The sequence below is a fragment of the Pseudonocardia sp. WMMC193 genome, assembly GCF_021728735.1.
Classification (GTDB): domain Bacteria; phylum Actinomycetota; class Actinomycetes; order Mycobacteriales; family Pseudonocardiaceae; genus Pseudonocardia; species Pseudonocardia oroxyli.
In genome coordinates this window covers 2,041,589-2,063,129 of sequence record NZ_JAKKDO010000003.1, presented here as the reverse complement: position 1 = coordinate 2,063,129, position 21,541 = coordinate 2,041,589, and the positions used below count along the sequence as shown (strand labels likewise).

At 72.0% G+C, this 21,541-nt stretch carries 18 protein-coding genes; 6 read left to right on the top strand and 12 right to left on the bottom strand.

The window, feature by feature from the left end; genetic code table 11:
* The first annotated feature begins 31 nt into the window (after positions 1–31).
* From L3X23_RS11260 to L3X23_RS11240, 5 genes are all read left to right on the top strand, one after another.
* Positions 32–2,386, top strand: coding sequence for a xanthine dehydrogenase family protein molybdopterin-binding subunit (locus tag L3X23_RS11260; RefSeq protein WP_237192167.1), 2,355 nt, complete (start codon positions 32–34; stop codon positions 2,384–2,386).
* Positions 2,383–3,114 (top strand): enoyl-CoA hydratase, encoded by a 732-nt coding sequence (locus tag L3X23_RS11255; RefSeq protein WP_237192166.1) that lies wholly within the window; start codon positions 2,383–2,385, stop codon positions 3,112–3,114. Before L3X23_RS11260 ends, L3X23_RS11255 begins: the two co-directional genes overlap by 4 nt.
* Before the next feature lie 4 nt (positions 3,115–3,118).
* Entirely contained in the window at positions 3,119–3,928 is an 810-nt protein-coding gene (locus L3X23_RS36110) for a xanthine dehydrogenase family protein subunit M (RefSeq protein ID WP_237192165.1), read from the top strand.
* A gap of 10 nt (positions 3,929–3,938) precedes the next feature.
* Positions 3,939–4,466, top strand: coding sequence for a (2Fe-2S)-binding protein (locus L3X23_RS11245; protein ID WP_237192164.1), 528 nt, complete (start codon positions 3,939–3,941; stop codon positions 4,464–4,466).
* Positions 4,467–4,619: 153 nt separating this feature from the next.
* The gene (locus L3X23_RS11240) at positions 4,620–6,212 is read left to right on the top strand and encodes a hypothetical protein (protein WP_237192163.1); all 1,593 of its coding nucleotides are present in this window, start codon (positions 4,620–4,622) and stop codon (positions 6,210–6,212) included.
* 23 nt (positions 6,213–6,235) lie between these two features.
* Here the strand turns inward: L3X23_RS11240 and L3X23_RS11235 are convergent, their stop codons facing one another.
* The 9 genes from L3X23_RS11235 to L3X23_RS11195 all read right to left on the bottom strand — a co-directional run bounded on the left by L3X23_RS11235 (position 6,236) and on the right by L3X23_RS11195 (position 16,425).
* Positions 6,236–6,793 carry a hypothetical protein gene (locus L3X23_RS11235; RefSeq protein ID WP_237192162.1) on the bottom strand — a complete coding sequence of 186 codons (558 nt, stop codon included), beginning with the start codon at positions 6,791–6,793 and terminating at the stop codon, positions 6,236–6,238.
* Between the two features lie 103 nt (positions 6,794–6,896).
* Entirely contained in the window at positions 6,897–7,748 is an 852-nt protein-coding gene (locus L3X23_RS11230; RefSeq protein ID WP_237192161.1) for a MaoC/PaaZ C-terminal domain-containing protein, read from the bottom strand.
* A 97-nt stretch (positions 7,749–7,845) separates the two neighbouring features.
* Complete coding sequence (locus L3X23_RS11225; RefSeq protein WP_374204986.1) at positions 7,846–9,354, bottom strand: AMP-binding protein; 1,509 nt, start codon at positions 9,352–9,354, stop codon at positions 7,846–7,848.
* A 123-nt stretch (positions 9,355–9,477) separates the two neighbouring features.
* Positions 9,478–10,449 carry a nitronate monooxygenase family protein gene (locus tag L3X23_RS11220; protein ID WP_237192159.1) on the bottom strand — a complete coding sequence of 324 codons (972 nt, stop codon included), beginning with the start codon at positions 10,447–10,449 and terminating at the stop codon, positions 9,478–9,480.
* Between the two features lie 31 nt (positions 10,450–10,480).
* On the bottom strand, positions 10,481–11,476 hold the full coding sequence (locus L3X23_RS11215; RefSeq protein WP_237192158.1) for a PDR/VanB family oxidoreductase: 996 nt from the start codon (positions 11,474–11,476) through the stop codon (positions 10,481–10,483).
* Positions 11,477–11,538: 62 nt separating this feature from the next.
* The gene (locus L3X23_RS11210) at positions 11,539–12,765 is read right to left on the bottom strand and encodes a Rieske 2Fe-2S domain-containing protein (protein ID WP_237192157.1); all 1,227 of its coding nucleotides are present in this window, start codon (positions 12,763–12,765) and stop codon (positions 11,539–11,541) included.
* A 142-nt stretch (positions 12,766–12,907) separates the two neighbouring features.
* Positions 12,908–14,257 (bottom strand): MFS transporter, encoded by a 1,350-nt coding sequence (locus L3X23_RS11205; protein ID WP_237192156.1) that lies wholly within the window; start codon positions 14,255–14,257, stop codon positions 12,908–12,910.
* 78 nt (positions 14,258–14,335) lie between these two features.
* The gene (locus L3X23_RS11200; RefSeq protein ID WP_237192155.1) at positions 14,336–15,922 is read right to left on the bottom strand and encodes a long-chain-fatty-acid--CoA ligase; all 1,587 of its coding nucleotides are present in this window, start codon (positions 15,920–15,922) and stop codon (positions 14,336–14,338) included.
* On the bottom strand, positions 15,919–16,425 hold the full coding sequence (locus tag L3X23_RS11195; RefSeq protein ID WP_237192154.1) for an RraA family protein: 507 nt from the start codon (positions 16,423–16,425) through the stop codon (positions 15,919–15,921). The genes L3X23_RS11200 and L3X23_RS11195 overlap by 4 nt, the downstream gene beginning before the upstream one ends.
* Before the next feature lie 788 nt (positions 16,426–17,213).
* Here L3X23_RS11195 and L3X23_RS11190 point away from each other — a divergent pair.
* Positions 17,214–17,894, top strand: a complete 681-nt coding sequence (locus tag L3X23_RS11190) for a GntR family transcriptional regulator (protein ID WP_237192153.1) — start codon at positions 17,214–17,216, stop codon at positions 17,892–17,894.
* A 16-nt stretch (positions 17,895–17,910) separates the two neighbouring features.
* Here L3X23_RS11190 and L3X23_RS11185 read toward each other — a convergent pair whose 3' ends face one another.
* The 3 genes from L3X23_RS11185 to L3X23_RS11175 are packed head-to-tail and all read right to left on the bottom strand — an operon-like array spanning position 17,911 to position 21,528.
* Positions 17,911–19,701, bottom strand: coding sequence for a sugar phosphate isomerase/epimerase and 4-hydroxyphenylpyruvate domain-containing protein (locus tag L3X23_RS11185; RefSeq protein ID WP_237192152.1), 1,791 nt, complete (start codon positions 19,699–19,701; stop codon positions 17,911–17,913).
* Positions 19,694–20,674, bottom strand: coding sequence for a C-terminal binding protein (locus tag L3X23_RS11180; RefSeq protein ID WP_237192151.1), 981 nt, complete (start codon positions 20,672–20,674; stop codon positions 19,694–19,696). The genes L3X23_RS11185 and L3X23_RS11180 overlap by 8 nt, the downstream gene beginning before the upstream one ends.
* Positions 20,671–21,528 (bottom strand): oxaloacetate decarboxylase, encoded by an 858-nt coding sequence (locus tag L3X23_RS11175; RefSeq protein WP_237192150.1) that lies wholly within the window; start codon positions 21,526–21,528, stop codon positions 20,671–20,673. The genes L3X23_RS11180 and L3X23_RS11175 overlap by 4 nt, the downstream gene beginning before the upstream one ends.
* Between the last annotated feature and the right edge of the window lie 13 nt (positions 21,529–21,541).

The following is a 21,541-nucleotide window of genomic DNA, read 5'->3' as shown; positions in this document are numbered from 1 at the left end:
GGTCACGGCGACACCGCAGCAAGGAGGACGAATGAGCGTGAGCAGGGCGGGCGGCGGTGCGGAGCAGCGGGGGAGGAGGCCGGGGGCGCTCGGACGCAACGTCCGCCGCAAGGAGGACCAGCGGCTGATCACCGGGCACGGGCGGTTCGTCAGCGACATCGAGCTGCCGTGGATGCGGCACGTCGCCTTCCTCCGCAGCCCCTACGGGCACGCGCGGATCACGGGCGTGGACGCGGACGCCGCGCGCGCGGCGGGGTACACCGTCTTCACCGGTGATGACTTCGCGCACGTCGCACTGCGGGCGCAGTCCGCCCTGCCGGGCTACGTCGAGACGGCACAGCCCGTCCTCGCCCACGACAAGGCGCGCTTCTCCGGGGAGGCCGTCGCCGCGGTGGTCGCGAAGGACCGCTACCGCGCCGAGGACGGACTGGAGCTGCTCGAGGTCGGTTACGAGGCGCTGCACCCCACGGTCTGCGCCTGGAACGCGCCGGTCGAGCCGGTGCACGCCGAGGCGCCGGACAACGTCCTGCTCGAGCGCACCTTCCAGGCGGGCTCGGTCGCGGACGCGTTCGACACCGCGGCCGTGATCGTCGAGCGCGAGCTGGTCACCAACCGGCACGCGGGCAACCCGATGGAGTGCCGGGCCGGCGTCGCGCTGTGGGACGCCGCGGACGGCAAGCTCACGTTCTACAACGGCACCCAGGTGCCCCACATCGCCCGGAACATGATCGCCGAGCTGATGGGCCTGCCCGAGGGCAAGGTGCGGGTGGTCGCGCCGGACGTGGGCGGCGGGTTCGGCGTCAAAGCCGTGATCTACCCCGAGGACGTCGCCCTGTGCCTCATGGCGCGACAGCTGCCCGGCATCCCGCTGAAGTGGGTGGAGGACCGCGCCGAACACCTCCTGGCCGCCACCCACGCCCGCGACCACCGCTACCTGATGAAGGCCGGGTTCGACGAGGCCGGAACGCTGCTCGCCGTCGAGGCGGACGTCAGCTGCAACGTCGGCGCGTACTCGGTCTACCCGTGGACGGCAGGCATCGAGCCGCTGATGGCGGGCGGCCTGCTCACCGGCCCGTACAAGCTGGACAACTACCGGGCCACCGTCCGCGGCGTCGCGACGAACACCGCGCCGTCGGGGCCGTACCGTGGCGTCGCCCGCCCGGCCAGTGTGTTCGCCATGGAGACCTGCTTCGACGAGGCCGCCAGCAGGCTGGGCATCGACCCGGTGGAGATCCGCAGACGCAACGTCATCACGCCCGAGGACATCCCCTACACGATGCCCTCGCGTCTGGTCGACGACTCGGGCCACTACACCGAGTGCCTCGACAAGGCGCTCGAGAAGCTGGACTACGCGGGCTTCCGGGCCGAGCAGGCCCGCCGCCGCGAGGCGGGGGAGAACCCGATCGGTTTCGGCGTCGCGCTCTACAACGAGCTCACCGGCCTCGGTCGAGCGGCGAGCGCCGGCCCCCGGATGCCCTTCCGGACCGGACACGACGCCTGCACCGTGCGGATCAACCCGGACGGCCGGGCCACGGTGCTCTCCGGCATCACGTCGCAGGGCCAGGGCTCGGAGACGATGGTCGCCCAGATCGTGTCCGACGCACTCGGCCTCGACTACGACGACGTCGACGTGCGGATCGGGGACACCGACGAGTCGCTGTGGGGGTTCGGCGCCTTCTCCTCCCGGCAGGCGGTCATCGGCGGTGGGGCGGCGCACAACACCGCGATGGAGGTGCGCGCGAAGCTGCTGCGGCTCGCCGCGGGTCTGATCGAGGCCGCGGAGGAGGACCTGCAGGTCGTCGACGGCGAGATCTACGTCGTCGGCGATCCGAAGTCGCAGATCACCGTGGCCGAGGTCGCCCGGGTGGCCTATCTGGAGTCCAACCGGCTGCCCGAGGACATCGACCCCGGCCTGGACGCCACCACGTTCTTCGACCCGATCCGCGGGGCTTTCGCCGCGGGCGCGCAGGTCGCGACGATCGAGGTGGACCGGGCCACCGGCGAGCTGAAGATCCTCGCGTGGGTCTGTGTGGAGGACGCCGGGCGGGCCATGCACCCGCAGATCGTCGACGGCCAGATCGCCGGGTCGATCGCGCAGGGCCTGGGCGGGGCGCTGTACGAGCACCTCGTCTACGACGAGGCGGGCAACCTGTCCACCGGCACGCTGCTGGACTACCTGATGCCGACCTCGGCCGAGGTGCCGGACATGGTCATCGGGCACGTCTCGCGGCCCGCGAAGAACCCGCTCGGGGTCCGCGGCGTGGGCGAGGGCGGCACGCTCGGCCCGAACGCGGTGCTGGCCGGCGCCGTTCGGGACGCGCTCGGGATCGCCGTCGACACGCTGCCCCTCAGCCCCGGGAGCATCTGGAAGGAGCTCCAGTCGTGATCGAGCTGTCCTGGCAGGACCGGGTCGCCGTCGTCACCCTCGACCGGCCCGACCGGCACAACGCGCTGAACGTCGAGCTGTGTCGTCGGATCGAGGCGGTGATCGCCGAGGCCGGTGCGGCCCGCGCGATCGTCCTCACCGGCAACGGCCGCAGCTTCTGCTCCGGAGCCGACCTCGGCGAGGTCTACACCGCGGACTTCCGGGACGCCCTGTACCGCATGCTGCACACCGTCACCGACGCTCCCGTCCCGGTGATCGCGGCGGTGAACGGCGCGGCGATCGGGGCCGGCACCCAGCTGGCCATCGCCGCGGACTTCCGCGTCGTCGCCGAGCGGGCCCGGTTCTCGGTCCCGACCGCGCGCCTCGGGCTCGCGGTGGACCCGTGGACCATCCGGCGGCTGGCCCTGCTCGCCGGGAACGGCGTGGCCCGCCGACTGCTGCTCGCCTGCGACCAGCTCGAGGCGGACGCGGCGCTCGCCAGTGGTCTGGCCGACCGCGCGGGCACCGTCGAGGAGGCGCTGGCCTGGGCGCGGCAGACGGCGGAGCTGGCCCCCCTCACGCAGGCCTACTCCAAGCGCGTGCTCAACGAGGTCTTCGAGCCGGAGTTCGACGAGGCCCTGGACACCCGGTTGCACGAGGCCTTCGAGGGGTGTTGGGCGAGCGAGGACTTCGCCGAGGGTCGCCTCGCACGCACCGAGAAACGTCAACCCGTCTTCCAGGGGAGGTGAGCCCGTGAAGTGCGCCCCGTTCGAGTACGTCCGCGCCGGCAGCGTCGACGAGGTCGTGAAGGTCCTCGGCGAGGCCGACGGAGACGGCAAGATCCTCGCCGGCGGCCAGAGCCTGGTTCCGGTACTGGCGCTGCGCATGGCGCGGCCCAGCGTGCTCGTCGACGTCAACCGGATCCCCGGGTTGAGCTCGATCCGGCCGGTCGACGGCGGTGTCGAGGTCGGCGCCCTGGTCCGGCACAGCCGGCTGGTGGAGCAGACCCACTACCCGCTGCTCGCCGAGGCCGCGCGGTGGATCGGGCACACCGCCATCCGCACGCGGGGCACGATGGGCGGCAGCATCGCCCACGCCGATCCCGCCGCGGAACTCCCGGTGGTCGCCGCGGGCACCGACGCACGGATCACCATCGCCGGCCCGTCCGGGGAGCGGACCGTCGCCGCCGAGGAGCTCTTCCTCAGCGCGCTGATGACCTCGCTCGACGAGGACGAGATGATCGTCCGTGTCCGGTACCCGGCCCTCGACCGCTGGGGGTTCGCCGAGTTCTCGCGCCGCCACGGGGACTTCGCGCTGGTCACCGCGGTGGTGGCGACGGTCGCCGGGCAGACCCGGGTGACCCTGGGCGGGGTCGGGGCGGTGCCCGTGCGGGCCACGCACGCCGAACAGGTCCTCGCCCGCGGTGGCACGGCCGGGGAGGCCGCGGCGGCGGCGTCCGAGGAGATCGAGCCGACGGCGGACCTGCACGGCACGGTTCCCTTCCGCCGCGCGATCGCGGGCGAGATGGTGCGGCGCGCCCTCGCCGACGCCGGCATCGAGTAGGAGAACAACGATGGACATCACCTTCAGCGTGAACGGCGAGCGGACGGAGATCGACGTCGAGCCGCGCCGGACCCTGGCCGACGCCCTGCGCGAGGACATCGGTCTCACCGGGACCCACCTGGGGTGCGAGCACGGGGTGTGCGGCGCCTGCACCGTCCTGGTGGACGGCGAACCGGCCCGCGCGTGCCTGATGTTCGCGGTGCAGGCCGACGGCAGCTCGATCACCACGATCGAAGGGCTGCAGGGCGCCGACGGCGCGCTGCACCCGCTGCAGGAGGCCTTCGTGGAGCACCACGGGCTGCAGTGCGGCTTCTGCACCCCCGGGATGCTCATGAGCGGTCTGCACCTGATCGACACCGAGCCGGACGCGGACCGCGAGCGGGTCCGCGAGGAGATGTCCGGCAACATCTGTCGCTGCACCGGCTACCAGGGCATCGTCGACGCCGTGCAGGCGGCGCAGGCCGCGGTCCGCGGCGACGAACCCGGCACGGGGGAGACCACGACCTCCCCGGAGAGCGGGTCGTCTCGAGGCCACTGAGAGCGAGGGTCGGCAGATGGTCGGGCCGATGCGACCCTTCAGCCGGTGATGGCCGCATCCGCGGCGGCGTCGGGTCCCTCGTCTTCTGTGGTCCCGGACCGGCGGTGGGAGTGGGCGGCCGGCTGCCGGGGGTGGCCTGGAAGGCTCTCGCACATGATCACCGGGCCTGAGATCGAGCGGGTGGCGGCCGAGCTGTCAGGGGAGGTCGCGAAGGCCGTTCACCGCCTCGGTGCGCGAGTCTCCGACGGAGCGGCCGAGGTCCTGGGCCGGCCGCGGGCGAAGGCTCCGCTCGCGGCGCCTGTGTCGGGGAGGTGGGCCGGGCCCACGGCGGTGGCAGGTCACCCGGGCGCGGAGGCGGTGGCGGGGTTGCCTGCGGAGCTCGCTCATCGGCTGTTGGGGGCGGTCGAGACCGCGCTGCCGGCCTTCCCGGCCGCGGAGTCGGTGAGCGGGCTCGGACGGCTCGTGCGGGCCGGGGCGGCGGGGGACGGGATGGTCGCCGTGGGGGGCCGGGAGGGGCACGACGCGTTCGCGGTCGCGACGCAGCTCGCCCGGGTCCGGCTCCCGGGTGCGGCCGAGGCGACGGCCGCGCTGGTCCGCGCTCTCGCCATCTCCGCGCCGGTCGCTGCCGTGCTCGACGCGACGATCGACGGGGATGCCGCGGTGATCGCGGCCGAGCACGGGCGGCGGTGGTTCGCGCTCTCGGTCGCCGCGGCCACCATCGTGGTCCGGGCCGGGGACGACGGCGGGGCGACCCCGGGTGGGGAGGCGGCCCTCGTCGTCGGGCTCGGAGTGGACGCGGCCGTGCAAGTGCTGGCCGAGCGGCCCATGCCCGCGGAGTGGGCGGCCGCGCGGGCGCAGGAGCAGCGGGCCGAGTTCCTGCTGCCGCAGATGTGCTCGATCATGCTGCGGGCGGAGAACCGACGCTTCGGGCTGCTCGAGGTCGGCACGGCCGCAGTCCCCGACGTCCCGGCCGGGGGAGTGGCCACGGCGGTGGACGGCGGTCTCGTCGTCCACGTCGGAAGCGACGATGTGCCGGTCACGGTCGTCGTGGAGACCACCGCACACGGCCCCGAGCGGGACCTCCGGCCTCCCGACCATGACGACTGGGAGGAGATCGTCGAGCTCGGCTTCTCCGCAGGCGGACTCGCCGAGCTGGTCGGCAAGCCGATGACGGTGCATCCGCCGCAGGAGGTCGGGTTCCCGTGGCCCGCGACGGTGCGGGCCCGCGTGTACGCGGGTGGACGCGGCAGTGGTGGGGCCGAGCGCTACTGGGTCCGGCTGTGGGAGGCACCGCTCGCGCCGGTCGCCGTGCTGCGGGACCGGCCGGTGGCGCCGTCGCTGCCCGCCGTCGTCGGGACCGCGCTGATCCGCACCGACTTCTCCGACGACGACCGCTGGGCGGCAGCGGTGGCCAGGCTGACCACCCCGAACGTGTCCGGGTTCGTCGCCGATGTCGGAATCGTCGACGACCGTCGTTTCGCCGACGCCTCGATCGCCGACCTGCTCGCGCTCGCGACTCCCTTCTGGTGCGGCCTCCACGCGTGCTTCTTCGTCGCCGACCGCGCCACCCTGGCCTCCGCCGAGCTCCCGGTCCTGGTCGTGGGCCTACGCGGGGACGACCGGGGGCGGAGCTTTCGCGTGATCGGCGATGAGCTGTGGGGGGTGGAGAACAACCTGGCGCTGTCCAACATGGACTTCGTCGAGTTCGCGGCTGCGACCGAGGACGGGGTCTTCCGCGGCTTCTGACCCGGGGCCGAGCCGGGCGGCGGTCAGATCGCGCGCAGGACGATCGCCCGGTGCCGGGTCGCGCCCGAGTCCAGCCAGGACGCCGTGACGGTGCCGTGTGGTTCGGGCCCGGTGTGGGGGAGGAGGTGGCGGACGATCTCGGTCTCGCTCACGTCGGTGGCGTCGGGTGTGGGGTGGACGTGGACGGTGCGGTCGACGGTGTCGGACTCCGACTGTGCCTGGGGGATCGCCTCGCCCCGCAGCAGCGCCGCGGCCTGGGTGTGGAAGACGGGGTCGGTGGTGGCGTCGTAGGCGTAGCGGGTGCCGAGGACGCCGTGTTCCATCGTGCCGATCAGCGTGCCCTCGATCTCTGTGGCCCGGTAGGTGAGGGGGACCAGGTAGGCGTCCTCGTCTGGGCCTGCGGTGTCGGTGACGATCATCAGCTCGATCCCGACCTCGCCCGCGGGATCGTCGAGTCGAAACCCGCCGGCCTTGGCGAGCTTCGGGGTCGTGGTGCCGCGGTACCAGTCCTGTGTGGGCAGCCAGGCGGTGAGCAGGTCGAGCTTCGACGGGGTCAGCGTGGTGCGATGGACGATGGCCACCGCGGCAGCCTGCCACAACCGCGGCCCGCGGCCGACCACCCTTGGTCGATCAGATGTTCGAGTCCGTACCCCTCGGGTGGGCCTCGTGACGATCTCGTCTCGCTCAGGAGCCCGGTTCGATCACCGCCAGACCGTTGGCCAAGACGGCGTCCTGGTCTCGGAGGGTCTCGAAGCCGTACCGCCCACCTCCGTCGCCGCCGAGGCGCCAGATCCGAGTCTCGAGTAGCTCGCCGGGACGCACCATCTTCGCGAAGCGCACCGACAGCTGCTTGAGGCGGGTGCCGTCCGAAGCGGCGACCTCGCTCAGCAGGGCTCGCGAGGCGAACGCCATCGTGCACATGCCGTGAACGATGATCCCGGGAAGCCCGGCCGCGATCGCGTACTCCTCATCCAGGTGGATCTTCATGGGGTCGCCCGACGCTGCGGCGTACCGGAACGTCTGGTCCGGGTCGATGCGCTGGAGGACGGACGAGCTCGGCGGCGTCGCGCGCAGCGCCCGGTCGAGGCGGTGGTCGGGATTGAGCTCGCCGACTCGTGCTCCTTCGTCGTGGCCGCGATAGAAGAAGGTCACCCGCTGTGAGTTCACCGTCTCGCCCGCGGGCGTGATCGATTCGGCGCGCACGGCCACCCGGGTACCGCGTTCCGTACCTTCGAATCCGACGACCGTCGCTCTGGGGATGACCACGTCCCCCGGACGGAGCTGACGCGAGAAGCGGAAGTCCTGTTGCGCGTGGACACCCAGCGGTGTCAGTGCGGACGGTGCGACGCTGAACAGCGACTCCATCAGGCAGTCGAACAGGGGGACCACCGCGAAGACCGGCGGCGCCAGGTCTCCGTCGGCATGGAGGGGGATCTCGTCGTTGGTTGCCGCGGCGTAGGCGGTGATCGATTCGCGCGTCACCTCGTAACGTTCACCGTCGGTCCACGTGTTCATCCTGCTCTGATCGAACGCCACGCGTTCTCGTCCCATCTCAGCGCTCTCCTGTGCTCTGTCGGATGTCGGGGCGGCGAGGGTGCGGAGACCGATGCGGTCTCCGAGGGTGCCTCCTCGCCTACAGCAGTTCGCGTAGCTCCGATTTGACGACCTTGCCGACGGCGTTGCGGGGCAGCGAGTCCACGACGACCAGTCGGGTGGGTTTCTCGTACGACGCGAGCCGCTTCCGGCACAGCATCGTGAGCTCGTCGAGGGTCGGTGGCTGCGCTGGATCGGCGGCCACCACGACTGCGACCGGGGATTCTCCCCACTTCTCGTGCGCTGCTCCGACGACGGCGACCTCGCGCACCTTGGGGTGCTGGTCCAAGACCGACTCGACCTCCGCGCTGTAGATGTTCTCGCCGCCGGAGATGATCAGGTCCTTCAGTCGCCCGACGACGTACAGGAAGCCGTCTTCGTCCTTGCGGACGAGATCCCCCGAATGGAACCATCCTCCCCTGAAGGCCTCCGCGGTCTCCGTCGGGAGGTTCCAATATCGATCCATCACGCTCGGGCCTCGGTAGACGATTTCACCGATCTCGCCGGGCCCGACGTCCTGCATCGAATCATCGACGATTCTGACGGCGACTGCGGCGACCGGCTTTCCCACCGATCCCAGCTTCGACAGCGCGTCGTCACCGCCGAGGAAGGTGGTGACGCCCGCGGTCTCCGTCTGGCCGAAGGTCGACATGTTCACCGCATGCGGGTAGGCCTCGAGCATGCGAGTCAGGAGCCGCTCCGTAGCGGGCGCAGCGGACCAGCACGTCACCCGAAGGCTGTCGGCGCGGGTCGAGACGTCGGGCGAGTCGACGATCTCCTGCCACTGGGACGGAACCAGGAACGCGTGCGACACACGATGTGACTGCACCAGGCGCAACACCGCGTCGGCGTCGAAGTTCCCACTCGGCGTGATGACCGTGGCCGCACCGACCGCGATCATCGGGCCGAATATGCAGATCAGTCCGACGTGGAACATGGGAGACGCGTAGAGGCTGACGTCGTCCTCCCGGTTGAGGCCGAAGTGACGAACCATGGTGTGGGCCATGGAGTTGATGTTCCGGTGCGAGAGCACCGCACCCTTGGGTCGCCCCGTGGTCCCCGACGTGTAGAGGATGAGCGCCGGTTCCGAATCGTCGATCATGCTCGGGAGATCGTGTTCCCCGCCGCCGGCAGCGCATTCGTCCCAGTCCACGACGTCGGCGTGCCGACTCGAGCCGCACCGTGCCGAGAACACCACACCGACGTCGGGGGCGCCGGCTCTGGCCTTCTGGACGATCGCGAGTCGCTCCTCGTCGACGACGACCGCCACGGCGCCGCAGTCGTTGAGGATGAAGCTGATCTCCGGGGCGCTGAGTCGAAAGTTCACGGGAACGGCGATCGCGCCGATGGCGTTCGCGGCCAGGACAGCCTCGAGGAACCGTGGGCGGTTCCCCATCAGGATCGCCACGCGATCGCCGCGGCGGACACCTCGCGCCGCGAGGGCGTCGGCACCGCTCAGGACGCGCTGGTACAGCTCGTGCCAGGTCGACACCGTGCCCTCGAAGACGAGGGCCGGGCGCTGCGCCCGGTTGTGGGCCTGTCTGGCCAGACTCGCAACCCAGTGATCTCCCCACTCGTGAGCGTGGGGAGCCGGCCTCCGCCGTGGGTCACCGTCGGCGTGGTGGGACGGCGGGGCTACCCGCTCTGCGAACGACATGCCGCCTCCTGCGACTCAGGCCAGTACCGTCGCGAGGGCGTTCTTCGCGGTTTCGTACTCGTCGGCGAGCCGTGTGACGAGATCGGCGGCCGGCACGGTTCGGTGGATGGTCGAGATGCCCTGTCCGGAGCCCCAGATGTCCTTCCACGCTCTCGCATCCATGTTGCCTCCGGATCCGAAGTTCATCTGCGTGGGGTCTGAACTGGGCAGATCGTCCGGGTCCAGGCCGGAAGCCGCGATCGAGCCGCGCAGATAGTTTCCGTGAACACCCGTGAAGAGGTTCGTGTACACGATGTCTTTCGCGGTGCTCTCCGCCAGCATGTCCTTGTAGCCGTCGGGAGCGTTGGCTTCGGCGGTGGCGAGAAAGGCGGATCCGACGTAGGCGAGGTCCGCGCCCGCGGCCTGAGCCGCCAGGATCGACCGCCCGTGCCCGATGGCGCCTCCCAGGACGAGCGGACCGTCGAACCATGATCGGATCTCGTTGACGAGAGCGAAGGGCGAGATCGCGCCGGCGTGGCCGCCCGCTCCGGCGGCGACCGCGATCACGCCGTCGGCGCCCTTGTCGATCGCCTTCTTCGCGAACTCGTTGCTGATCACGTCGTGGAGGACCAGGCCCCCGTAGGAGTGGATGGCCTCGTTCAGGTCGGTACGGGCGCCGAGCGAGGTGATGACGATGGGAACCTCATGCTCGACGCAGGCCTCGATGTCCTGCTCCAGGCGCTCGTTCGACCGGTGGACGATCTGGTTCACGGCGAAGGGGGCCACCTTGGCCGTGGGGTGATCGCGACGAAACGCCTTCAGGGCCGAATCGATGGTCGCGATCCACCGTCGGAGTTCCGAAGCCGGGCGGGCGTTCAGCGCGGGAAAGGAACCGACGACTCCGGACGTGCACTGCGCGATGACGAGTTCGGGTGTGGACGAGATGAACAGTGGGGCGGCGACGAGCGGGACCCTCAGCTCGGCGGTCAGTGAGTCAGGAAGTGCCATCGTGTCTCTCCTCGGTTCGATCGGGTGTCGGTCACGCGTCGAGATGGAGCTCGTCGTCGAGCGAGCGGGACACACAGGTCAGGATCGTCTCGCCGCTCGCCCGTTCCTCCGGGCTGAGCAGGCTGTCTCGGTGGTCGGGGCGGCCCGCCAGCACCCGGGTCTCGCACGTGCCGCAGACCCCTTCGAAGCAGGAGGCGGGCAGAGCGACCCCGCAGGCCTCGGCGGCGTCCACGATCGTCTGGCCCGCCGCGACCGTCGCCGACCTCCCGGACGTCGAGAAGTGCACCGTGAACGGCCGGTCGGCGGTCCCGTCAGCGGGGCCGGGTGTCGCGCGGAAGCGCTCGACGTGGAGGGTGCCGGTCGGTAGGCGGGCGCAGCGCGCCTCGACGGCGGCCAGCAGTCCCTCGGGCCCGCAGCAGTAGACGAGGGTGTCCGGGTCGACGCGGCGGAGGACGGCGTCCAGAGGGAGCGGGCCGGTCTCGTCCTCGGGGTGGATGCGCACGTGGTGTCCGTACTCGCCCAGCCGGTCGAGGAAGGCCATCGAGGTTCGCCTGCGCCCGCCGTACTCCAGCCGCCAGTCCGCGCCGTGGGAGACGGCCTGCGCGATCATCGGCAGCATGGGCGTGATCCCGATGCCGCCCGCCAGGAACAGGTAGCGGCGTGCCGGGACCAGCGCGAAGTTGTTGCGCGGCGCGGAGATCGTGACCGGGGAGCCCACGTGCAGGGTGTCGTGGATGCGCCGGGACCCGCCGCGGCCCGCGTGATCGAGCAGGACGGCGACCTCGTACCGATCCGGGACCCGCGGGTCGCCGCAGAGCGAGTACTGCCGCACGAGTCCGTCTCCGGCCGCGACGTCGATGTGCGCCCCCGCCGACCACGGGGGCAGCGCCGCCCCGCCCCGGTCGACGGTGAACAGGTCGACGTCGTCGGCGACCCGGCGGCGTTCGCGCACCACGGCGTCGAGCGGCTCGGCGAGCGGCGTCGCCCGGGCGGGCGGGGTGGTGGTCTCTGCGGTCGTCGGTGCCATCGAATCCTCTCCGTGGTCGCGGCGGCGGCGTCCCGGGGCGCCCGGGACGCCGCCGCAGGGGGTCAGCTGGTGACGGTGCGCCAGTCCTGTCCCTCGGGGATGTCGACGGCCAGCGCACGGACCGACCGCACGTCCAGGGTCGCCGGGTCGGGGTGGAGGGTCCCGGAGGCCTCGAGGTCTCGTGCGGCCTTGAGCAGGAACCGGCGGGTCCGGGCCACGAACTGGTCGCTCGAGCCGAGGTGCTCCCGCGTGCGGTCCATGATCTGGCCCTGGCTCTCCTGGAGCGCGACGTCCTCGAGCACGATGTTCGGGAGCCCGGTGAAGTGGTCGCCGCCCATGCTCGCCCGGTCCTGTCCCCACTTCGGCTTGTTCCGCACCGACGAGGCGAAGTCGTCCGGGGTCTCCATCAGCAGGCGGTAGACCTCGGAGTTCTCGGGGTCCTCCGTGTCCAGCGGCTGGGTCAGGTTGTGGAAGACGTAGAACTGCAGGGTGTTGGTGTCGTCGACCGGGACGACGGCCATGCAGACGCGGTCCTCCTTCACCCCAGACGGGATGAAGGACCAGAACGGCGCGACGTACTCGGTGATGCGGACGTAGTGGCTCCCGTCGCCGCGCGGGCGGTCGGCACAGGCCCGCAGGCCGAAGTCCGCGGTGTCGATGTCGTACGTGGGCGCGGACTCCACCGAGACCGAGGCGAGGCTGCTCGTGATCGCGGGCAGCCAGGCCTGGTGGAGCTGTCCGACGTGGACGGTGTCGACCAGGCCCTCCAGGCACTGCATCCAGTTGCAGGTGGTGAGCCCGACGACGACGGTCACGTGGTCGGCGGGCAGGTTGGCGAACTCGAAGTCCGGCAGCGGCGGTGCCGTGTCGGCCTCCCCGAGGTAGATCCACACGATGCCGCCCGCCTCGGCGACGGGGTGGTTGCGGACCTTGACCCGGGCGGCGAAGTCGGCGCGCTTGTCGGCGGGCTCGGTGGGCACGTTGACGCAGGTCCCGTCGGTGCCGAACTGCCAGCCGTGGTAGAGGCAGGTGATCCGGTCGCCCTCGGGCTTGGCCAGCGCCAGCGACGCCAGCCGGTGCGGGCAGCGCTCGTCCAGGCAGGCCAGGGAGCCGTCGGTGCCGCGGAAGACGATGAGGTCCTCGCCGAGCAGCCGCACCTGGGTCGGCTCACCCCCGGCGGGAACGGCCTCGGAACGCGTGGCGGGAAGCCAGTACCGGCGCATGTACTCGCCCATCGGGGTTCCGGCACCCACGCGGGTGATCAGTTCGTTGTCGGCAGCGGTCAGCATGCGGGCACTCCTTCGTGGTGGGGTTGCTGGGACTCGGTCGTGTCGGTTCGGTCGGGGGAGTGGGTGGGGTTCCCCAGGAGCAGGCGGGCCGCGGCCTCCGCGCGGCGGCGCGTCTCGGCGGGACCCGCGGTCGTCGCGGCGGTCATGCGGGGCCCGCCCTGACCACCCCCAGGGTCTCGTGGCGACGGTCGCTGGTGGCCCAGACCGCGCCCGCGGCCACCAGGCACACGACGACGACGAACACCGCGACCCAGACGAGGCTGCCGTTCGCCGCCGCGGCCAGCGCCCCCACGATCAACGGGGTGAACCCGGCGACCAGCGTCCCGCCCTGGTAGGCCAGCGACACACCGGTGTAGCGGTTGGAGGTCGCGAACATCTCGCTCAGCTGAGCGGCGAGGCTGGCGTTCATGAGCGTGGCTCCGATCCCGGAGAGCAGGCTCACCCCGATGTACAGCAGTGCCGTGGAGCCCGCGCCGATCAGCAGGAACACCGGCAGGGTGAGCACCGCCATCAGCACGGCTCCGACCAGGTAGGTCTGCCGTCTGCCGAATCGGTCCGAGAGGAGGCCGAACAGCGGCGTCAGGGCGATGGCCAGCACCCAGGACACCGCGAGCGCCGAGAGCGTGCTGGAGCGGGAGTGTCCCTGCTGCACGGCGTAGGAGATCGCGAAGCTGCCGAACAGGGTGGACGCCATCACGACCGGCAGGGACGCGGCGATCCCGCGCAGCAGCGAGGCCTTCTGGTCCCGGAACAGCCCGACGACCGGTACCCGGCGCTCGCGTTCGATCCGCTCCATCTGCGTGAACAGCGGGCTCTCGCTGATCCGGAGCCGCATGTACAGCCCGACGCCGAGGAGCAGGAAGCTGGCGATGAAGGGCAGCCGCCAGCCCCAGGACATCAGCTGCTCCTGCGGGAGCAGCCCGACCCCCGCCATCGCCAGGGTCGAGAGCAGGCCGCCGGAGGGCAGACCCGCCTGGGAGAAGGAGGTCAGGAACCCGCGGCGACCGGGTGGCGCGTACTCGGCCGTCATCAGTGCCGCGCCGCCCCACTCGCCGCCGACCGCGAAGCCCTGCAGCATCCGCAGGATCACCAGCAGTACCGGGGCGAGCGTGCCGACCTGGGCGTAGGTGGGCAGCAGGCCGATGAACCCGCTGGCCAGGCCCATGATGGTCATGGTCCAGATCAGTGTCGACTTGCGTCCGGCGCGGTCGCCGATGTGGCCGAAGACGAAGGCGCCGAGCGGTCGGGCGATGTAGCCCGTGGCGAACGTCGCGAAGGCGGCCAGCACTCCGACCGTCGGGCTCAGGCTGGTGAAGAACAGCGGACCGAAGATCAGCGCGGAGGCCGAGGCGAACAGGATGAAGTCGTAGAACTCGATCGTGTTCCCGAGATAGCTGGAGAGCGCGACCCGGCGCAGCTCGCGCCAGGAGGGCTGGGTCTGCGACTGCGGTGGGGCCGCCACGGGATCGCGGCTCGGGTCGTCGACGCTCATGGAGTCTCCTGGGAGTCGGTCAGGGCGGGAGGTGGCGGACGCGATGTCGGGTGGGTCGGACGCCGTGGGTGCGGGGGCTCAGCGGACCCGTTCGCGCAACACGGGCTTGCGGACCTTGCCGGTGGCGTTTCGCGGCAGGGCGTCGAGCAGCAGCAGCCGGGTCGGCTTCTTGTAGGAGGCGAGCCGGGTGCGACACCATTCGGTCAGCTCGGCGAGGGTGGGGGGAGTGCCGGCCGGGACGACGACGGCGACCGGGGTCTCACCCCAGCGCTCGTGCGGGGCGCCGACCACGGCGACCTCGAGGACCGCGGGATGTCCCGCGAGGACGTCCTCGACCTCGGCGCAGTAGATGTTCTCCCCGCCCGAGATGATCATGTCCTTCTTGCGGTCGACGACGTAGAGGAAGCCGTCCTCGTCCTCGCGCACCAGGTCACCGGAGTGGAACCAGCCGCCGGTGGTCGCCTCCGTGGTGGCCTCCGGGAGGTTCCAGTAGCCCTGCATCAGCCCCGGGCCGCGGTAGACGATCTCTCCGACCTCGCCCCGGGCGACGTCCTGCATGGCGTCGTTCACGATGCGGATGTCCACCGCCGGGACGGGGCGTCCGATCGACCCGATCTTGCGGATCGCGTCCTCGCCCCTCAGGGCCGTGGTGATCGGGGACATCTCGGTCTGGCCGAAGGTGCACACGTTGGGCACTCCGGGGAAGACCTCTGCCATCCGACGGAGCAGCGGGACCGTGGCGGGCGCCGCGCCCCAGCACAACAGTCGCAGGCGGTGGGCCCGGCGCCCGGCGTCCGGCACGTCCACCACCGCCTGCCACTGCGAGGGGACCATGAACACGTGGGTGATGCCCTCGCGGTCGAGCGTGTCGATCATGGCCTGGGGATCGAACGCGCCGCTGGGTGCGATGACCGTGGTCCCGCCGATGGCGATGAGCGGTGCGATCGCCCCGATGGCGGCGATGTGGAACATCGGCGAGGCGCAGAGGCTGACCTCGTCCTCGTCCACCAGTCGCCAGATCCGGATCAGGGTCTGGGTCTGGACGGCGAGATTCAGGTGGGTGAGGACCGCGCCCTTCGGTCGCCCGGTGGTCCCGGAGGTGTACATGATCAGAGCCGGGTCCCGCTCGTCGATCGCCACCGCGGCGGGCAGTCCGAGGCGCGACTCGGCCAGCTCGTCGAACGAGAGTGCGCCGGGTCCCGCCACCGCGGGGTCGGCGCCGGTGACCAGCACGAGTGCCGGGCCTGCGAGTGCACCCCGGACCTGTGCGGCCGTCGGCGCGAGATCGGCGTCGACGGCGAGGGCCACCGACCCGGAGTCCTGCAGGATGAACGTCACCTCGTCGGCGGTGAGCCGGAAGTTCACCGGGACCGCGATCGCCCCGGCGGCGTTCGCGGCGAGCAGTCCCTCGACGAACTCGGTCCGGTTGCTCATCAGGACCGCGACCCGGTCGCCCGGCTGCACGCCTCGGTCGGCCAGTGCGCCCGCCAGCGCGTGGACCCGGCGGTGCAGGTCGCTCCATGTGGTCGTTCGGCCCTCGAAGACCAGCGCGGGACGATCGGGCAGGAGGTGGGCATGGCGGTCGATCTGGGTCAGCCAGTGTTGGGTGCCGCCGGGCAGCCGCGCGGCGGAGCCGCGTTCGGCGAGGACCTGGCCCGCGGTCACGCGAGCGTCGCGATCCGGCCGGCGGGAACGCGGACGACCCCGGCCGCGTCTCCGACCACGAGATCGCCGAGCACGACCGGCACCGCGCCGATCACGATCGGATCACCGAGCTCACCGTCGCCAAGGGGGTCCTGGGTGGTCGCGCGTGTCGACACCGTCGCGGCGAAGATCGGCCACCCGAGCTCGACCAGTCGGCTCGCGTCCCGGACCCCACCGTGGATCACCAGGCCCGCCAGGCCGCGGGCGATCGCGGCGATGGTCAGGTCCGCGCCCCAGTATCCGAAGTCGAGGGCGCCGCCGCAGTCGACGACCAGCACCTCGCCGGGCGACGCGGCGCGCACCGCGTGGTGGAGCCAGAGGTCGTCCCCGGGTGGAGTCCGGACCGGGAAGGCGCGGGCGGCCAGGTGCATCGACGGGTGCAGCGGGCGGATCGTCTGCGGCAGCGCCCCGGTCCGCCCGGTGCCGGGTGCCGTGGTGGGGCCGGGTTCGGTCGCGGTCGTCATGACCGGTCCTCCAGTCGACGTGGTGGATGCCCGTCCGCGAGGACACGGCTGTGCGGACGGGTGGCTCCGGTCCCGGGTCCCGGGACCGGGTCAACGGGACAACGCTTCCCGGGGGACGCTGCCGAAGAGTCGGTCGGTCCGGCGGGCCCGCGAGAGGGGCCCTGGCGGCGACTGCGGTCGCTCGTCCAGCGCACGCGGACCTCCTCGTCCTGTGGGGATCGGCCCGGTGCTGCCAGGGCCGACGGTGTGACCATAGCGACTCTGCAGGCGATCTGTGAAGCAAATATTGCATGCAATCTTGCTCGGCCTGCGGCCTGCCGTCCGACGAGCGTCGGTGTGGCCCGCCGCGTGGCGCCGCGCGCCGCCATGCGGCAGCGCAGGTGGCGGTCGCGGGGCCGCGTGCTCGCGACACCCTCACGGGTCCCGGAGTCGGGAATCCGGCCATCTCGGCGTCGAACGGCTGCTCAGGGCCATCGAGGGGGGCGGTGACCCGACTCGGGCGGGGGGCTGGGTGGCTGTGCAGGGCGGCTCGGGGCCGCGGCCGATCTCCGGCGGACATCGGGCGGGTGGCTCGGCCGTGGAGTGTCGCGGATCCGGGGTGCGACGGACCTCCTCGTCCGGCGGCGATGACTCCGAGTCGGCTGCTGCCCGATCGGTGGGCAGGACGATAGCGACTGCGGGGGCGCCGGGGAAGACAGGATTGCCTACAATTTACCCCCCGTGAATCGGGAATTGCATTCGGTCATGTAACGTGACATCGTCACCGCACGTCGGGAGGGTCCCCAGAAATGGCAGTCGGCCAAGAGTCCTCGCTGGTCAAGTCGGGTGCCGCCGTGGACCGGGTGGTGGGCGAGGTCCTGGCCCAGATCGCCGCCGGTGAGCTGGGCCCCGGGGAGCAGCTCCGGCAGGAGGAGCTCGCGCGCACGCTCGGTACGAGTCGCGTGCCGGTCCGCGAGGCGCTGCACGCGTTGGCGGAGCAGGGCGTGCTGGCGCACCAGAAGCACCGCGGGTTCTTCGTGACCAAGCGCAGCCCGGGCGAGCTCGCCCAGCTGGCGCGCATGCTCGAGCTGCTCGAGGACGAGGTGGTCGGCGAGATCGTCTGGCCGGACGCGCAGGTGATCGAGCACATCCGGGGGCTCAACGAGCGGCTCCTGGCGATCGTCGACGACGTCGATCCGGCCGAGACCTTCGCGGTGAACCGCGAGTTCCACTTCGCGATCTTCGTGCTCTCCCCGCAGTCCGTGATCGTCGAGGAGCTGGACCGGCTGTGGCGCCTGGCCCAGCCCTACATCATCGCCGAGATGCTGATGGCCGACGCCCGGCGTCAGCGCTACGAGGAGCACCTCGACATCGTCGCGGCCCTCGAGGTGCGCGACCGGGAGGCGCTGATCGCCGCGATGCGCCAGCACCGGCGCCGCTCGCGGGGGGAGCAGTACGAGTCCCGCTGGCACCGCCGCGCCGGACGTTAGGCGCGGTCCCCGTGGCTCAGCGCGCGCCTGCCGCCTCCCGGACGAGGCGGCTGCGCCGGTGCGCCGCCATCCGCACGGGTGCGTCGGTCCAGCCGTAGCCCGCGTCCGTGCCGATGCGCTGGGTCAGGGCGAGGAACAGGCGTCCGCCCACGACCTCGGTGCACACCTGCAGATACGAGCCGTCCGGGGTCTCCTCGTAGAGGACGCCGAGCTCGCGGTACTCGGCGAGGTGGGCCGGGGCCAGGCGGGCGTCGACATCGGCGTAGTAGTTGTCCGGAATGTCCAGCAGCGGGGCACCCAAGGCCCGGGCCGCCCGGGCGGCGGCCAGGACGTCGTCGCAGGCCAACGCCACGTACTGCGGCTCGGAGACCCCCGGCGCCCAGGTGCCGCGGCGGAGCCGGGACACGGTCAGGGCGAGCCGGACCGTTCCCTGCTCGTCGGCGAGGGCCCGCGTCCGGACCAGGCCGAACGGTGCCGCGTACTCGCCCGCCCCCTCCGCGGTGAGCCCCAGCACCGAGCGGTAGAACAGGGCGGCCTCGTCGAAGTGGTCGAAGGGTTGGGCGAGCCCGACGTGGTCGATCCCGGTCACCCCGATGCCGGCCACCGCGGGCTCGTCGGTGGGGACGAAGTCGCCCGACCAGTCGTCCCGCGCGCCGGTGCGGCAGAAGAAGACCGCGGTGCCGTCCGGAGCCCGCACCGCGGCGAGGTCGGCTTCGCGCGGACCACGCTCCCGCGGCAGCGCGGGCACACCGAGTCGGGCGGCGCGTCGCGCGGCGGCGGGCGGGTCGGCTGCCTCGACCCCGACCGCCAGCACCGCGGCCTCGGCGCCTGCGCGGTTCACGAGGATCCGCGCGCCCGCCTGTTCCCACCGCTCCACGGGCTTGGTGCGGTGCACCCCCGTGCGGGAGAACCCCAGCGCGGCCAGGACATCCGCGGTGGACGAGTCCCCGGCCACCTCGACGAACGCGTGCCCGGTGAGCGGCACCGGGAGCGAGTGGTCCGTCAGCGCCGTCAGCGAGCGGCGGGCGTCGACCGCCGCGCGCAGCGGGTCCGACTGGCGGAACACGTCGTTGAACACCTCGAGCGAGAGCGGCCCCGCGTACCCGGCGGCGTGCACCGCGGCCAGCAGCCCTGACAGGTCGAAGGCACCCTGACCGGGGAACAGCCGGTGGTGGCGGCTCCACTCCAGCACGTCCATGTCGAGCGACGGCGCGTCGGCGAGCTGGAGGAAGAAGATCTTCTCGCCCGGCAGGTCGGCGATCGGGGCCGGATCCGACCGCCGGGACAGGATGTGGAAGGAGTCCAGGCACAGGCCCAACGCGGGATGGTCGGCGCGCCGGACCACGTCCCAGGACGCGTCCCAGGTCGAGACGTGGGTGCCCCAGGCCAGGGCCTCGTAGGCCAGTCGGAGCCCGCGTGCCCGGGCGCGCTCGGCCACCGCGGAGAGCTGCTCGGCGATCCGGTCCGGCTCGGCCACGGCATCGGCCGCGACCGACGAACAGACCAGCACGGTGTCGACGCCCAACTCCTCCATGACGCCGAAGGTGTGGTCGGCCCGCCGCAGGGTGGCGGCGAAACGGGCCGGATCGGTCGAGTCGAGGTCCCGGAAGGGCTGATAGAGGTCGATGGACAGGCCCAGGTCGGCGCAGCGCAGGCGCACCTCGCCGGGTGACAGGGGAGTGGCGACGAGGTCGGGCTGGAAGATCTCCACCCCGTCGAAGCCGGCCTTCGCCGCCGCCTCCAGCTTGTCCTCCAACGCACCGGAGAGACAGACCGTCGCGATCGCCGTCCGCTGCTGCTCAGACACCGGCACACCCCGCTCGAGGCGCTGCGGGCCGGTTCACCGGATAGACGGGAGCGCGCCCGCTGAGCACCTCGACGACGTTGGCCGCCGTCTTGCGTCGGATCTCGGCCTCCGAGTCCTCGGAGTACCAGGCGCAGTGCGGGCTGAGCAGCACCGAGTCCAGGCGGCGCAGCGGGTGGTCGCCGGGCAGCGGCTCGACGGTGAAGACGTCCAGCCCGGCGCCGGCGATCCTGTTCTCGGACAACGCCGCCACCAGCGCGTCCTGGTCGACGACGGGTCCTCGGGCGGTGTTCACCAGGTAGGCGGTGGGCTTCATCGCGGCGAAGGCGGCGGCGTCGACCATCCCGGTGGTCGCGGCGGTCAGTGGGGCGTGGACGGAGACGACGTCGGACTCCCGGTACAGCTGCTCGGCCGAGACCAGCGGGATCCCCTCCGCCGCGGTGGCGTAGGGGTCGTGGGCGATCACCCGCATGCCGAAGGCCTGCATCTTCGCTGCGAGCCTGCGTGGGATCTGCCCGAAGCCGACCAGCCCCAGGGTCCGGCCGCGCAGCCGGAACAGCGGGCCGGCGGCCGCGTAGTCCCAGTCGCCCGAGCGCATCGCCCGGTCGTAGCGGCCCAGGCCGCGAGCCAGCGCGAGGATCATCCCGGCCGCGTGGTCGGACACGTCGTCGAGCGAGCCGTCGGGCACGTTGGCGACGAGGATGCCGGCCGCGGTGGCGGCCTCGACGTCGATCGTGTTCAGCCCGATGCCGTAGCGGGAGATGATCTGTGCGCGCGGCAGGCGGGCGAGGACGTCCGCGCCCATCGGCGCGTACTGGTTCAGGATGCCGTCCGCATCGGCGCACGCGGCCACGACCTCGTCCGCGGTGCGGGCCTGCGCCGAGACGAACCGGAACCCCGCGCCCTCGACGAGCGCGCGCTCGACGTCGAGGTCCCCGAACTCGCTGTCGGTCACGACGACCGTGGGGGCGCTCACGAGCGGCCGCCGAAGCGATGGTCGAGGTCCTGGTGGTGGGCGAGGTCGACGAGATCGGAGTACTCGGCGTAGGTGTGCTTGGCCGGGCCCTGCTCCGGGGACCCCGTGGCGGCGAGGCTCGCCAGGGCGTCCGCGGCGGCACGGGTGGCGGCGAACAGGGTGGTCACCGCGTAAAGGACCAGGTCGAAGCCGAGACCCTGCAGGTCCTTGGCGGTGAGTCGGGCGGCCTCGGTTCCGTCGACCAGCGAGACGACCTTGGGGCCGGTCACCCCCGCCGCCACCGTCTCGACCTCCGCGATCGTCTTGATCCCGTCGACGAACACCAGGTCCACGCCCGCCTCGGCGTAGAGCGCGGCGCGGCGCAGGGCCTCGTCCGGACCGACGGCGGGCAGCGCATCGGTCCGCGCGATGATCAGGAGGTCGGCGTCGCCGCGGGCCTCGACGGCGCAGCGCAGGCGGTCGGCACTCTCCTCGGCATCCGTCAGTCGGATCCCGGCGAGCTGCCCGCACCGCTTGGGTGCGACCTGGTCCTCCAGGTGCACCGCCGCGACCCCCGCCTGCCGGTACTCGGCGATCGTGCGGGCGATGTTCGACGGGCCGCCGTAGCCGGTGTCCGCGTCGGCGACGATCGGGATGTCCACGGCCCGCACCATGTTGCGGGCGTGCTCGGTCATCTCGGTCTGGGTGAGCAGCCCGATGTCCGGGGTGCCGAGCCTGCTCGCGGTGGCGCCGAAGCCCGTCATGTAGATCGCCGGGAACCCCGCCGCCTGCACGAGCCGGGCGGTGATGGAGTCGGGGGCGCCGGGGGCGGACACGATGTCCGGGCCCGCGAGCAGTTCCCGCAGGGTGGCCATGGTGGTCTCCTCG

Excerpts from the sequence above, each read along its gene's own strand:
- L3X23_RS11195 (WP_237192154.1), bottom strand. The coding sequence starts at position 16,425 with ATGACGACCGCGACCGAACCCGGCCCCACCACGGCACCCGGCACCGGG.
- L3X23_RS11220 (WP_237192159.1), bottom strand. The coding sequence starts at position 10,449 with ATGGCACTTCCTGACTCACTGACCGCCGAGCTGAGGGTCCCGCTCGTC.
- L3X23_RS11260 (WP_237192167.1), top strand. The coding sequence starts at position 32 with ATGAGCGTGAGCAGGGCGGGCGGCGGTGCGGAGCAGCGGGGGAGGAGG.
- L3X23_RS11215 (WP_237192158.1), bottom strand. The coding sequence starts at position 11,476 with ATGGCACCGACGACCGCAGAGACCACCACCCCGCCCGCCCGGGCGACG.
- L3X23_RS11205 (WP_237192156.1), bottom strand. The coding sequence starts at position 14,257 with ATGAGCGTCGACGACCCGAGCCGCGATCCCGTGGCGGCCCCACCGCAG.
- L3X23_RS11175 (WP_237192150.1), bottom strand. The coding sequence starts at position 21,528 with ATGGCCACCCTGCGGGAACTGCTCGCGGGCCCGGACATCGTGTCCGCC.
- L3X23_RS11190 (WP_237192153.1), top strand. The coding sequence starts at position 17,214 with ATGGCAGTCGGCCAAGAGTCCTCGCTGGTCAAGTCGGGTGCCGCCGTG.
- L3X23_RS11240 (WP_237192163.1), top strand. The coding sequence starts at position 4,620 with ATGATCACCGGGCCTGAGATCGAGCGGGTGGCGGCCGAGCTGTCAGGG.
- L3X23_RS11245 (WP_237192164.1), top strand. The coding sequence starts at position 3,939 with ATGGACATCACCTTCAGCGTGAACGGCGAGCGGACGGAGATCGACGTC.
- L3X23_RS11210 (WP_237192157.1), bottom strand. The coding sequence starts at position 12,765 with ATGCTGACCGCTGCCGACAACGAACTGATCACCCGCGTGGGTGCCGGA.